The sequence below is a fragment of the Bacillus daqingensis genome (assembly GCF_042654445.1).
Classification (GTDB): Bacteria; Bacillota; Bacilli; order Bacillales; family Salisediminibacteriaceae; genus Alkalicoccus; species Alkalicoccus luteus.
Window position 1 is genome coordinate 180,273 of record NZ_JBHSGK010000021.1, and the last position, 12,409, is coordinate 192,681.

The following is a 12,409-nucleotide window of genomic DNA, read 5'->3' on the forward strand; positions in this document are numbered from 1 at the left end:
TCTTTCCTCCTGTTTTGCCGGTCTTATCCGCGGTCCTCATCATCGTCATATGCTTCAATCATCCGCTGAACAAGGGAATGGCGGACTACGTCTGCAGGCTGTAAATAGATAAAGGAAAGTCCTTTAACGCGCGTTAAAATCCGCAGAGATTCCTTCAGCCCGGATAATTTTCCTTTCGGCAGGTCAATCTGTGTAAGATCACCGGTTACAACCATTTTCGAGCCGAAACCAAGTCTTGTTAAAAACATTTTCATCTGCTCTTTTGTTGTATTCTGAGCTTCGTCCAAAATAACAAATGCATCATCGAGCGTCCGGCCTCTCATATAAGCAAGAGGTGCTATCTCAATTGTACCGCGTTCCAAGAGGCGGGCCGTATGCTCCGTGCCAAACAGATCATGCAGCGCGTCGTAAAGCGGCCGCAGGTACGGATCCACCTTTTCCTTTAAATCGCCAGGTAAAAAACCGAGGCTTTCTCCGGCCTCCACAGCCGGCCTCGTCAGTACAATTTTTTTAACCTGCCCTTCTTTTAAGGCATGGACAGCAAGCACCACAGCTAGATAGGTCTTCCCTGTACCGGCCGGACCGATACCAAAAACAATATCGTTTTTTCTGATAGCAGACACGTAGTGGCGCTGGCCAAGTGTTTTAGCAAGAATCGGCTTTCCTTTAGCTGTCACCGTGATTTGATCATTATAAAGATCGAGCATCTCTCCCAGCAGGTCTTTTTCTGACAGCTGGGCCGCATACACGACGTCCCGTTCGGTGATTCGAATTCCACGGCGGATCAGCTGAAGCAGCGTCAACAGGATCTTTTCGATCTTGTCTGCGTTTGCTTCGCTCGTATCAACAGAAATCTCCTGCCCCCGCGTGACAAGCTCTGCTCGAAATGCATCTTCAAGTCTTTCCAGGTGTTTATCATTTGGTCCAAAAAGCGCCTGGACTTCATTTGCGTCCTGCGCTGGTATCGCAATTGTACGGTTCATATATGTCATCAGTCTCCCTGCTGCATACTGTGTTTGGCACGTGACGCTGCGCCTGATTTCACTTTACCACTACTGTAACCTGCTGCCAACATAATATGTCCGTTTTCTGGCAGTCGATGCTTGAGGGATTGAAGCTATTCCGCAGTCGGCCCCTTAGTGCGCTGGATGCGTTAAGGTTTCGTCACACGTTAAAGGAGGAAAAAGGGCTGCCCCACCCAGTGCAATTATGCCTGGAGGAACAGCCCTTTTGTGCTATTACCGGGTCATGCGTCTGTTACGATTACGTCCAGCGGCAGCTTTTGGCTTGCCGAGAACTTCCGCCCAGACGATCCCTTTCACAACATCCTGTTTCGTCATATTGTTGAAATCAATCGTAACCTTCTGCTCTGCGGTAGCAGTAATATCCTTCTTGACGATTGGAGACTTCTGCAGCTTCGAGGCCGATTTTTCTGCCTGCCTCTGTTTTTTGCGAAGCTGCTCATAATGCTTTTCCATTTCCGTTTGAGCCGGTGAATCTGTTTGTGCCTTCTCCTGCCTCTGCGGCTGCTTCTCTTCCTGTTTTTCTTCTGTTTCAAACAGGATATCCCGCCAGTCAAACTCCTTTTCAGAAGCTTCCCTGTCCGACTGCTCCTGCCTTTGTTCAGGAACACGCGGCTGCGAATTCTCCTCCTGCTTCTGTCCGGACCTGGACTGAATGAAGCTGAAGATAGCAGCGAGAATGAAGAACAGCAGGAGCGGAGATTCAAACAGCAAATTGATAAAACTGAGCATCATCATCGCTCCTCCCTGCGGCATCAGCGCTTAGGATGGGTTTCCGTAGTCTCCTCATCCTCCGGTCCATCGCCAGTCGCTTTGCCGATGGAGTCGCGCATGTCGGTATCTGCTTTCACGTTGTTAAAGTTGAGGTAGTCCATCACGCCGAGGTTGCCCTGGCGAAGTGCTTCGGACATTGCAAGCGGTACTTCCGCCTCTGCTTCTACAACCTTCGCGCGCATTTCTTCTACGCGGGCTTTCATTTCCTGCTCCTGCGCGACTGCCATAGCACGGCGCTCTTCCGCCTTAGCCTGGGCAATCTTTTTATCCGCTTCAGCCTGGTCCGTCTGAAGTCCTGCACCGATGTTTTTACCGATATCAATATCAGCAATATCAATCGAGAGGATTTCAAATGCTGTTCCGGCATCCAGACCTTTCTTAAGAACAGTCTGAGAAATCATATCCGGGTTTTCAAGCACTTCTGCATGGTTTTTTGCAGAACCAATAGTGGAAACAATCCCTTCACCGACTCGGGCGATAACCGTGTCTTCTCCGGCACCACCGACGAGACGGTCAATGTTGGCTCGGACCGTGATTCGGGCTTTTGCCTTCACTTCAATACCATCCATTGCTACACCGGCGATAAATGGTGTTTCAATAACCTTTGGATTAACGCTCATCTGAACTGCTTCGAGCACGTCACGGCCTGCAAGGTCAATCGCTGCGCATCGTTCAAACGTCAACTCAATATTGGCGCGCTGGGCAGCAATCAAAGCGTTAACAACGCGGTCTACGTTTCCCCCTGCGAGATAGTGCCCCTCCAGCTTGTTCGTGCTGATATCAAGCCCTGCTTTTACTGCTTTGATCAGCGGGTTGACGACTCGGTGCGGGATAACCCGGCGGAGTCTCATCCCTACAAGCTGGAAAATACCGACTTTGACTCCTGCTGCCCATGCTGAAATCCATAGTGCGACAGGTACGAACGTAAACAGGATTACGACACCGACGAGTATGACCCCGATGACGATATAAATTCCTATCTGGTCTGCCATGTACATCTTCCTCCTTCAATTAATCAGTCTCACTGCCGGAAATGTCCCGAACTACTACCCGGGAACCAGAAACAGCAATGACCTTTATTTTCCTTCCTTGTTCAATATAGCCTCCCTCGGATACCACGTCAAGGCGTTCCTCGCCAATCATGGCACTTCCGGAAGGCCGGAGCACTGTGAGAGCCGTACCGGTCTGTCCTTCCAGTTCGTTTCTCGTTTCATTGGAAATATAACCAAGTTCCGTCGTTGTTGCATCCTGAAGCACAACACGTTTCATCGGGCCAGCCCGATCAATGTACTTCATAAGCACGAGCATTCCTGCGATCGTTACAATAATTGCAATTACGAAGGACACGATAATATAAAACGTTGAAAACGAACTCAGAATCAAACTGGTAAGAATTGCTCCGAGACCCAGAATCCCAAAAATTCCAAAGCTCGGAGAAAAAACCTCGAGGGCAAGAAGTCCAGCTCCTACGATAAATAAAATCATCGCTTCCCATCCTGCAAAGCCAGCCACCGTGTGGCCGAAAAAGAACAGGAACAAAGCGGAGGCTCCCATGATGCCCGGGATTCCAAATCCTGGAGAATAAAGTTCCAAAATAAGGCCGAGTGAGCCGACGGACAACAAAATCGGAATGACAATTGGATGGGTGACAATTCGGGCAATCTGCTCAGCTGCACTAAGCTCAAATTCTTCAACTTGTGCATTTTCCATGTTCAGGTATTCCAGAAGTGCTTCCCGGTCATTAACCACAGCTTCTGCATATCCTACTGACTCAGCTTCAGATGCTGTAAGCGTAAGCAGCTCTCCCTCGCCGAGATTCAGCTCCTCGATTTCAATCGACGGATCTGCCATCGCGAGTGCATAAACCGGATCGCGATCATTGAGCTCGGCTGCAGACCGCATGTTCGCAAGCCAGGCAGACTGAGCTTTATCATCAGCAGCGCTTCCTGTTCCATCTATGACCTGCGCTGAGCCCATTTCTGTACCAGGCTGCATAACGATCTCATCGGCATTCAGCGAAATATATGCTCCGGCTGACATTGCCTCTCTTACGACAAATGCTGTAGTCGGAATCTCGGTCTCCCGAATAGTCCTTGCGATCTCTCCGGCGGCATCCACCCGCCCTCCCGGAGTGTTCAGTTCAAACACTATGTGATCGACGCCCTGTTCTTCTGCAGATTCAACAGCACGTTTCATAAAAGCCTGCAGCCCCCGCTCAACGGTTTCTTCAACTGGAACAAAGTAAACAGTCTCTCCGCTGCCTTGTTCCTGAGCTGATGATACAGGGAAGATGAGCAGCAGCACACCAGCTGTCAGAAGGATTGAGTATAGGAGCATTCTCCAGTTTTTCACAGCACCGGCCTCCTTCCATGAGGTTCTACATACAGTATATCTTACGTACTGGCACCCCGGAAAGTTTCACGCCCTCACATTTTTCATTATATCTTGCTTCTTAACATTTCCTGATCCCTCCCTCTTTCAAAAGAGCATCTTTATGCATACAGGTGATCCATCTTTGGGCGTATTAAAATCAAAAAAGCAGGACCGCACGTCTACATAACGCGGGCCCTGATTTGGGTCGAAACTGCCGTCAGTTTTGATTGTACATTTCTTCAAGTCTTTTCCTGGTTGTCTCCGATCCGTACGTGTATATTTTATGGAACAAATTATCTTCATCATCACCAAGCTCAATCTTATCTTTTTCATCCCGGGTCTCGTCAAATGGCGAAACAAAAATATGTTCCGGCATGACGTCGCCGTCCTGGACTTCAGCCAGCTTGGACTCCAAGTCCGCTTTCGACTCCCGGTCAAGCAGTACTTCATAGTGGATCAGCTGAGTGTCTGGAAGCATTGGAGATAGTTCGACATCGGTGCCGCTCCTCCAGATAACGAAATATTGTTCTTTTGACATGCTATCCCTCCTCTTTCTGATTTCCTATACCCGTCCTATGTTTAACTTATTCCTGAAATTTGTCAGATGATCAGCCTTCCATCAGCCAATTGTGATTAAAGCCTGCTCCTGCCATCCTGCTGCTTTCAAGCACCCAGGAAAGCCTTTATGCATGAATAAATCCGTTATACATGATGTGGAAAAGCAAAAAGGCGCAGTCTCTCACAGAGACTGCGCCTTGACGGCAAAAGGTTTATTGAAGTTGTTCTTGGACAATTTGACGAACGAGAGTGCCGTCTGCGCGGCCTTTCACCTTCGGCATCACTGCACCCATGACCATGCCCATATCAGCCTTGGAAGACGCACCCGTTTCCTCAACTGTTTTGGCAACCATGTCTTTGACTTCCTGCTCGGAAAGTTGTTCCGGCAAGTAGTCCTGCAGGACCGAGATCTCACTGTTCATTTTCTCAACCAGATCACTTCTGTCTGCCTTATCGAATTCCTGGAGGGATTCCCGCCGTTGTTTCAATTCACGGTTCAATACCGTGAGTGCTTCTTCTTCAGAGAGCTCGCGCCCAAGTCCAATCGCTTCATTCTGCATCGCTCCGCGTACGGAACGGATAACAGAAAGACGAATCTTATCCTTATCGCGCATTGCCTGTTTCATATCCTGCTGAAGCTTTTCAACTACTGGAGCAGTCATGAGGCCGTCTCTCCTTAGAATTTGCGTTTTCTAGCTGCTTCTGATTTCTTTTTACGGCGAATACTTGGCTTCTCATAGTGCTTACGTTTACGCACCTCTGCCAGAGTCCCTTCTTTAGACATCGTTTTCTTAAAACGACGAAGAGCAGCATCGAGATTTTCATTCTTACGAACGCGTGTTTCTGCCATTCTATATCCCTCCCTCCGGACAACCAATAAGACATGCGCACGGGCATGTATGGTTCGATTATATAGGATTAAGGATTCACGGTCAATGCCCGATTTGTTCCGGCTGGCGTGATTTTGTACCTGCAGCGTCGGCAACTTTGACAAACGTTCCTTCATTGTATGGATATCCTGCTTTATCCAGTTTTACTTTAATTATGCTTCCAATGTAAGATTCATCCAGCTCTACTTTAACGCGAAGATAGTTATCGGTGTATCCTACGAGCAGATTTGGTTTGTCATTATCCGCTTCTTCCGGAATCATTTCAAGGACGGTTCCTTCAAAAGTTGACGCATATTCTTTTGCCTGCTGATCGGACAAATGGATCAGCTGTTTGACTCTTGTATGCTTCACATCATCCGCAACCTGGTCCGTCATACGGGCAGCTGGTGTGCCTGTACGCTTGGAGTAAGGAAAAACATGAAGCTCGGAGAAGCCGATTTCACGAACAGAATCAAACGTCTCCTGAAATTCGCTGTCGGTTTCACCAGGAAAGCCAACTATAACATCGGACGTCACTGCAAGCCCTGGAAGAGCTTCCTTTAACCGGTCCACACGCTCTTTGTAAAACGCCATCGTATATTTTCGGCGCATCCGCTTCAGTACAGTATCTGATCCTGACTGCATGGGCACATGCAGATGGCGAACGATCTTATCCGAGCGATCAATCACCTTTATAACGTCATCTGTAATCTGGCTTGCCTCAATAGAGGAAATGCGGATTCGTTTCAATCCTGCTACCTGCTCAAGCTCCCCGAGCAGGCGGGCAAGACTGTAATCCTTCATATCCTCTCCGTAGCCGCCTGTATGGATGCCAGTCAGCACAATTTCTTTATAGCCTGCTTCGACCAGCTGATGCGCCTGCTTCATGACATCTTCCGGCTTACGGGAACGGAGCAATCCTCTGGCCCACGGAATGATGCAAAACGTGCAGAAGTTATTACAGCCTTCCTGGATTTTTAGTGAAGCCCGTGTGCGGTCAGTAAAGGCCGGCACATCAAGCTCTTCGTAAACACGGGTTTTCATAATGTTCCCTACACCATTGATCGGCTCCCGCTCTTTACGGAACTGTTCAATGTAAGGGAGCATTTTGTGACGGTCCTGTGTACCGACAACAATATCCACCCCTGGGATCGCCATTATCTCGGCTGGTGACGTTTGGGCATAGCAGCCGGTCACACAAATAACCGCGTCCGGATTCCGGCGGACTGCTCTCCGGATCACCTGTCTGCTTTTTTTATCCCCTGTATTTGTTACCGTACAAGTATTAATAACGTACACATCTGCCCGATCGTGAAACTCCACTTTCTCATACTCTTCCTGCTTAAAAAGCTGCCAGATAGCTTCTGTCTCATAGTGATTTACTTTACACCCTAAGGTATGAAACGCAACCTTGCTCATGTTGTTCACCTCGATAGTTCAATATGATAGGAGAGCGCCGACAGCATATAGAGCGGCGCTGTCTCTGCCCTCAAAATTCTAGGTCCGAGTCCGCAAAGAACCGCTCCGCTGTCTTCAAGCATGTCTGCTTCCTCCGGTGAAAAGCCACCTTCAGGCCCGACGATTACTAAAACGGATTGTCCCGGCTTAAGTTCCTTTACCGCATCAAAGAACGCACGCCCTTCTCCCGTTTTCGCCCGCTCCTCGTATGCTGCTATCACGAGGTCAAACGCTTTGAAACGTTGCACCAGCTGAGCAGCGGAAGCAGAATCGTTTACCTCCGGCAGGATCCTTCTAGCTGATTGTTCGGCCGCCTCCTTGACGATTTTTTTCCATCTAAGCAGCTTTTTTGCTTCTTTCTTTTGGTCGAGCTTTACGACAGAGCGCTCTGCCTGAAAAGGCTGAAAAGCAGCAGCACCGAGCTCTGTTCCTTTTTGCAGCACAACCTCAAGCTTGTCTGCTTTAATTAGCGCTTGAGCGACTGTCACCTGAAGCGGGAGCTCCCGGTCCACCTCTTCTTTTTCGAGAATAGTTGCTCGGAGAGGTTCTCCTTCGTTCAGTTTCGCTCGATAACAGTTTCCTTCTGCACAAACGATCACTTCATCGCCGCTCTGCATCCGCATAACCGCTCGGATGTGACGGTCACTTTCCTTATCAAAAACGACTGGCTGGTCCTGAACAAGCTTTGCTTCCAAAAAATAGCGCTGCATTAATCGGCCTCCGGCTTCTTTGCCGTAAACGACACCCAGTCTTCCATTTCTGTCGTCTCCAGAATGGAAAAGCCTGCATGGTGCAAGGATTGCTTCACGAGCTCTTTTTTCGCCTGAATGATGCCGGAGGTGATAAACACACCGCCCGGCTGCAGTGCTTTCCAGGCATCCTCTGTCATCGTCGTAATGACTTCGGCAAGAATATTTGCTGCAATTAGGTCATATGTACCTGTGCTTTCAGCAAGAAGATTTGCTTGTCTCACAGATACCGCGTGCTCCACGTGATTATGACGAACATTTTCATCAGCTGCTTTGACAGCCACTTCATCAAGATCAACGGCATCTACTGAGCCAGCCCCGAGCTTTGCAGCGGTAACAGCAAGCACACCAGAACCTGTGCCGACGTCGAGTACTCGTCTGCCCTGCTTGATGTGCTTTTCCAACGCTTGAATGCAAAGAACGGTTGTCGGATGCGTACCTGTACCAAATGCCATACCCGGATCCAGCTCTACAACAATTTCGTTTTTCTGGACGGGCTTATAGTTTTCCCAGCTTGGAGCAATCGTAATAGAAGCCCCTACTTTTACCGGCTTGTAATATTTTTTCCAGGCTGTAGCCCATTCTTCTTCATCCACTTCATTCAGCGTTACAACACCGCTGCCTGTATCGATCCCAAAATCCGTCAGGCGGATGACAGACTGACGGATCTCTTCGACAGCATCTCCCAGAAAGCTGTTCACCGGTAAATAAGCTTTTAACAGGACACCCTGTTCCGGATAGTCGGCTTCAGAGAGCTCAAAAAGCTCTCCGAATACCGGTTTGCGTTCTTTGAAAAAATCGGCTTTGTCTTCGATAACGACGCCGCCCGCTCCCGCTTCGTGCAAAATATGGCTGACCGGTTCTACTGCTTCCTGTGTCGTATGGACGCTGATTTCTGCCCATTTCATAGCTCCATCTCCCTGTAGCGGCATTCCATCAGCCGAAATTTTTGAAAGCGCGCTTCACTTTCGCAAAGAAATTCTCACTTTGTTCATCTGGTGCAATTGTACCGCTTTCCTCGGCAAATTCCCGCAGAAGCTCTCTTTGGCGGTCGCTCAGTTTTTTTGGTGTAATAATTTTCACTTGAATGTGCTGATCTCCCTGTCCTGCACCCCGTACGTTTGGAACGCCTTTGCCACGCAGTCTGAAGTGTGTGCCAGTCTGTGTTCCAGCCGGAACTTTCAGCTTGACCTTCCCTTCAAGGGTCGGCACTTCAATTTCATCACCAAGAGCTGACTGTACGAACGTAATTGGCATTTCACAGAAAATATCATCACCATCACGCTGGAAAAACTCATGTTCCTTTACGTTAAAGACGACATAAAGGTCTCCTGCCGGTCCTCCGTTGATTCCGGGTTCTCCTTGGCCTGCTACGCGAATCTGCTGGCCGGTATCTACACCTGCCGGAATTTTAATGTGAATTTTCTTGCGTTTTTTCACTTTTCCAGCCCCGCCACACGTGCGGCACTTATCTTTAATCTGCTGGCCCGTTCCGCTGCAATTGTCACATACCCGGCGATTAACAACTCGTCCAAACGGCGTATTCTGCTCTACGTTCAGCTGGCCTGCGCCGCCGCACTTTGAACATGTTTCCGGACTCGTTCCCGGCTTTGCTCCCGAACCATCGCACGTCTGGCAAGGCTCTTCACGAGGAATCTCGATATCGGTTTCTTTGCCGAAGACTGCCTCGCGGAATTCCAGCGTCATCGTATACTGCAGATCAGATCCTTGGCGTGGCGCATTTGGATCTCTTCTTCTGCCACCGCCGCCGAAAAACATATCGAAAATGTCGCTGAATCCCCCGAAGTCTCCGCCTCCTGCTCCGCCAAATCCTTGGTTGGGATCAGTATGACCAAACTGATCGTAGTGCGCACGCTTATTCGAGTCGCTAAGCGTATCGTACGCCTCTTTTACTTCTTTAAACTTTTCTTCTGCATCTGCTTCCTTGTTTACATCGGGGTGATACTGACGTGCCAGCTTTCTGTAAGCTTTTTTTATGTCTGCTTCATCAGCACCCTTGTCCACTCCTAAAACATCATAGAAATCACGCTTGCTCATAGTCTACCACTCCTGATTTTTATCCATAACGAATATGTTATCATCTGGCCTCTGGTCCGTAAAGAAGAGACGGCGTGAAAAAAGTCAAAGACAGGTTCCCCTGACTTTGACTTTTCTCCTGCTGTTACTGATCTTTCTTGTCTTCGTCTACTTCTTCGTATTCTGCATCAACGACATCATCGCTGTCCTGGCCTGCTTCCTGCTCGCCGCCCTGCTCCTGCTGCTGCTGAGCAGCCTGCTCATACAGCTTCGTTGTCAGCTGGGTTACGATTTCCTGCAGTTCGTCTTTTGCTGTACGAATCGCTTCAAGGTCTTCCCCTTCAAGCGCTTGTTTCAGCTTATCTTTTGCAGCTTCCGCTTTTTCTTTTTCAGAAGCTTCTACGTTTTCCCCTAGGTCTGTCAGTGTCTTTTCTGTAGAGAATACGAGCTGATCAGCTTCGTTGCGGAGATCTACTTCTTCACGGCGCTTCTTATCGGCTTCTGCGTTTTCTTCCGCATCCTTCACCATCTGCTCAACTTCTTCATCAGAAAGTCCGGAGCTGGATGTGATGGTGATTGACTGTTCTTTATTCGTGCCGAGATCTTTTGCGTTTACGTTTACAATACCGTTGGCGTCGATATCAAACTTCACTTCGATCTGCGGAACACCGCGTGGTGCCGGCGGGATATCTGTCAGCTGGAAGCGGCCAAGCGTTTTGTTGTCTGCGGCCATCTCCCGCTCACCCTGCAGCACGTGAATATCTACAGAAGGCTGGTTGTCTGCAGCAGTTGAGAATGTTTGAGCTTTTGACGTTGGAATCGTTGTATTGCGCTCAATCAGTTTCGTAAATACGCCGCCCATCGTTTCGATGCCGAGGGAGAGTGGTGTGACGTCAAGCAGTACAACGTCCTTTACATCTCCTGTCAGAACACCGGCCTGGATTGCAGCGCCAAGCGCAACAACTTCATCCGGATTTACGCCTTTATGCGGATCTTTTCCAGTGATCTGTTTAATCGCTTCCTGTACAGCCGGAATCCGTGTAGAGCCGCCTACAAGCACAACCTTATCGATTTCACTTGCAGAGAGGTCCGCATCTTTGAGCGCCTGGCGGGTAGGTCCCATTGTACGCTCCACAAGCTGTGAAGAAAGCTCTTCAAATTTAGCACGGGTAAGCGTCAGTTCAAGGTGCTTTGGTCCGGACTGATCTGCTGTAATAAATGGCAGGCTGATCTGCGTTTGAGACACACCGGAAAGGTCCTTCTTCGCTTTTTCCGCTGCATCTTTCAAACGCTGAAGGGCCATTTTATCCTGGCTTAGGTCAATGCCGTTTTCTTTCTTAAACTCGTTTACGAGGTGATCGATGATAACCTGGTCAAAATCGTCCCCGCCAAGCTTATTGTCGCCGGAAGTTGATTTTACCTCAAAGAATCCATCTCCAAGCTCAAGGATCGATACGTCAAACGTTCCACCGCCTAAGTCGTATACAAGAATAGTCTGATCCTCTTCTTTTTCAAGACCGTATGCAAGTGCAGCTGCTGTCGGCTCGTTCACAATTCGCTCTACTTCAAGTCCAGCAATTTTACCGGCATCTTTCGTTGCCTGACGCTGGGAGTCATTAAAGTAAGCAGGGACTGTGATAACAGCTTTGGTTACTTTTTCACCCAGATAAGCTTCTGCGTCCGCTTTCAGCTTCTGAAGCGTAATCGCTGAGATTTCCTGCGGCGTGAATTCTTTCCCTTCAGCCGTTACTTTATAGTCTGTGCCCATGTGACGCTTAATGGACGTAACCGTATCAGGGTTTGTGATCATTTGACGCTTAGCTACTTCCCCGACTTGACGCTCTCCGTCTTTAAAGGAAACTACTGACGGTGTTGTACGGGAACCTTCTGCGTTTGTAATGACCGTTGCCTCGCCGCCTTCCATAACAGCAACGCAGGAGTTTGTTGTACCTAAATCTATTCCGATTACTTTACTCATGTAAATTCCTCCTAAACAGGTTATCTTCTTATGCGTTTACTTTTACCATAGCTGGTCGAATCACTTTATCGTGAAGCATGTAGCCTTTTTGGAGTTCTTCTACGATAATATTTGAATCAAATTCATCTGTTTCCACCTGCATCACGGCTTCGTGCTTATGAGGATCAAATGGTTGTCCCACCGTCTCCATCACTTGGATGTGCTCGGATTGAAGGGCTTCCTCCAGCTGGCGATACACCATCTGCATTCCTTGCAGCAGATTTTTTGCCTCATCAGATTCCGGCTCCATCATCAGTGCACGCTCAAAATTATCAAGCGCCGGAAGCAGGCTGTCTGCCAGTTTCTGAGATTTATATTTCGCCGCCGCCTCTTTTTCCTGCTTCGTACGGCGCCGGAAATTATCATAATCGGCCTGGAGACGAAGCAGCTTATCCTGCATCTCTTCCAGTTCACGACTGTGCTCATCCATTTCAACAGGGGCCTCCTCTTCAGGTGCTGCCTCTGCTTCGTTTGTTTCTGCCTGCTCTGAGGCTTCCGTTTCCTTGCTTTCATCGCGCAGTTCTTCCTTTTCTTCGTTTGACACTGCGTTCA

At 48.8% G+C, this 12,409-nt stretch carries 13 protein-coding genes; all 13 read right to left on the reverse strand.

Annotation, left to right across the window (positions count from 1 at the left end; genetic code table 11):
* Positions 1-23 precede the first annotated feature (23 nt).
* A complete protein-coding gene (locus ACFO4L_RS16445; RefSeq protein WP_377910749.1) occupies positions 24-992 on the reverse strand; it encodes a PhoH family protein in 969 nt (322 codons plus the stop codon).
* A gap of 246 nt (positions 993-1,238) precedes the next feature.
* Positions 1,239-1,757 (reverse strand): hypothetical protein, encoded by a 519-nt coding sequence (locus ACFO4L_RS16450; RefSeq protein WP_377910750.1) that lies wholly within the window; start codon positions 1,755-1,757, stop codon positions 1,239-1,241.
* A gap of 20 nt (positions 1,758-1,777) precedes the next feature.
* Entirely contained in the window at positions 1,778-2,788 is a 1,011-nt protein-coding gene (gene floA / locus ACFO4L_RS16455; protein WP_377910751.1) for a flotillin-like protein FloA, read from the reverse strand.
* A 19-nt stretch (positions 2,789-2,807) separates the two neighbouring features.
* Positions 2,808-4,148, reverse strand: a complete 1,341-nt coding sequence (locus ACFO4L_RS16460) for an NfeD family protein (RefSeq protein WP_377910752.1) — start codon at positions 4,146-4,148, stop codon at positions 2,808-2,810.
* Positions 4,149-4,386: 238 nt separating this feature from the next.
* Positions 4,387-4,707, reverse strand: a complete 321-nt coding sequence (locus ACFO4L_RS16465; RefSeq protein WP_377910753.1) for a hypothetical protein — start codon at positions 4,705-4,707, stop codon at positions 4,387-4,389.
* Between the two features lie 232 nt (positions 4,708-4,939).
* The gene (locus ACFO4L_RS16470; protein ID WP_377910754.1) at positions 4,940-5,389 is read right to left on the reverse strand and encodes a GatB/YqeY domain-containing protein; all 450 of its coding nucleotides are present in this window, start codon (positions 5,387-5,389) and stop codon (positions 4,940-4,942) included.
* A gap of 14 nt (positions 5,390-5,403) precedes the next feature.
* Positions 5,404-5,577: a 30S ribosomal protein S21 gene (rpsU, locus tag ACFO4L_RS16475; RefSeq protein WP_377910755.1), complete on the reverse strand. Its 174-nt coding sequence runs from the start codon at positions 5,575-5,577 to the stop codon at positions 5,404-5,406.
* Between the two features lie 82 nt (positions 5,578-5,659).
* Positions 5,660-7,015, reverse strand: a complete 1,356-nt coding sequence (gene mtaB / locus ACFO4L_RS16480) for a tRNA (N(6)-L-threonylcarbamoyladenosine(37)-C(2))-methylthiotransferase MtaB (RefSeq protein ID WP_377910756.1) — start codon at positions 7,013-7,015, stop codon at positions 5,660-5,662.
* Between the two features lie 5 nt (positions 7,016-7,020).
* Positions 7,021-7,764 (reverse strand): 16S rRNA (uracil(1498)-N(3))-methyltransferase, encoded by a 744-nt coding sequence (locus ACFO4L_RS16485; RefSeq protein WP_377910757.1) that lies wholly within the window; start codon positions 7,762-7,764, stop codon positions 7,021-7,023.
* Positions 7,764-8,711: a 50S ribosomal protein L11 methyltransferase gene (gene prmA, locus ACFO4L_RS16490; RefSeq protein ID WP_377910758.1), complete on the reverse strand. Its 948-nt coding sequence runs from the start codon at positions 8,709-8,711 to the stop codon at positions 7,764-7,766. The genes ACFO4L_RS16485 and prmA overlap by 1 nt, the downstream gene beginning before the upstream one ends.
* 28 nt (positions 8,712-8,739) lie before the next feature.
* Positions 8,740-9,861 carry a molecular chaperone DnaJ gene (gene dnaJ, locus ACFO4L_RS16495; RefSeq protein ID WP_377910759.1) on the reverse strand — a complete coding sequence of 374 codons (1,122 nt, stop codon included), beginning with the start codon at positions 9,859-9,861 and terminating at the stop codon, positions 8,740-8,742.
* 124 nt (positions 9,862-9,985) lie between these two features.
* Positions 9,986-11,818, reverse strand: a complete 1,833-nt coding sequence (gene dnaK, locus ACFO4L_RS16500; protein ID WP_377910760.1) for a molecular chaperone DnaK — start codon at positions 11,816-11,818, stop codon at positions 9,986-9,988.
* A gap of 28 nt (positions 11,819-11,846) precedes the next feature.
* Entirely contained in the window at positions 11,847-12,401 is a 555-nt protein-coding gene (gene grpE, locus ACFO4L_RS16505) for a nucleotide exchange factor GrpE (protein WP_377910761.1), read from the reverse strand.
* Positions 12,402-12,409: the final 8 nt, after the last annotated feature.

Bases quoted from the DNA above. Each gene is read 5' to 3' on its own strand.
- ACFO4L_RS16445 (WP_377910749.1), bottom strand. From the start codon at position 992: ATGACATATATGAACCGTACAATTGCGATACCAGCGCAGGACGCAAAT.
- ACFO4L_RS16450 (WP_377910750.1), bottom strand. From the start codon at position 1,757: ATGATGCTCAGTTTTATCAATTTGCTGTTTGAATCTCCGCTCCTGCTG.
- floA (WP_377910751.1), bottom strand. From the start codon at position 2,788: ATGGCAGACCAGATAGGAATTTATATCGTCATCGGGGTCATACTCGTC.
- ACFO4L_RS16465 (WP_377910753.1), bottom strand. From the start codon at position 4,707: ATGTCAAAAGAACAATATTTCGTTATCTGGAGGAGCGGCACCGATGTC.
- ACFO4L_RS16470 (WP_377910754.1), bottom strand. From the start codon at position 5,389: ATGACTGCTCCAGTAGTTGAAAAGCTTCAGCAGGATATGAAACAGGCA.
- rpsU (WP_377910755.1), bottom strand. From the start codon at position 5,577: ATGGCAGAAACACGCGTTCGTAAGAATGAAAATCTCGATGCTGCTCTT.
- mtaB (WP_377910756.1), bottom strand. From the start codon at position 7,015: ATGAGCAAGGTTGCGTTTCATACCTTAGGGTGTAAAGTAAATCACTAT.
- ACFO4L_RS16485 (WP_377910757.1), bottom strand. From the start codon at position 7,764: ATGCAGCGCTATTTTTTGGAAGCAAAGCTTGTTCAGGACCAGCCAGTC.
- prmA (WP_377910758.1), bottom strand. From the start codon at position 8,711: ATGAAATGGGCAGAAATCAGCGTCCATACGACACAGGAAGCAGTAGAA.
- dnaJ (WP_377910759.1), bottom strand. From the start codon at position 9,861: ATGAGCAAGCGTGATTTCTATGATGTTTTAGGAGTGGACAAGGGTGCT.
- dnaK (WP_377910760.1), bottom strand. From the start codon at position 11,818: ATGAGTAAAGTAATCGGAATAGATTTAGGTACAACAAACTCCTGCGTT.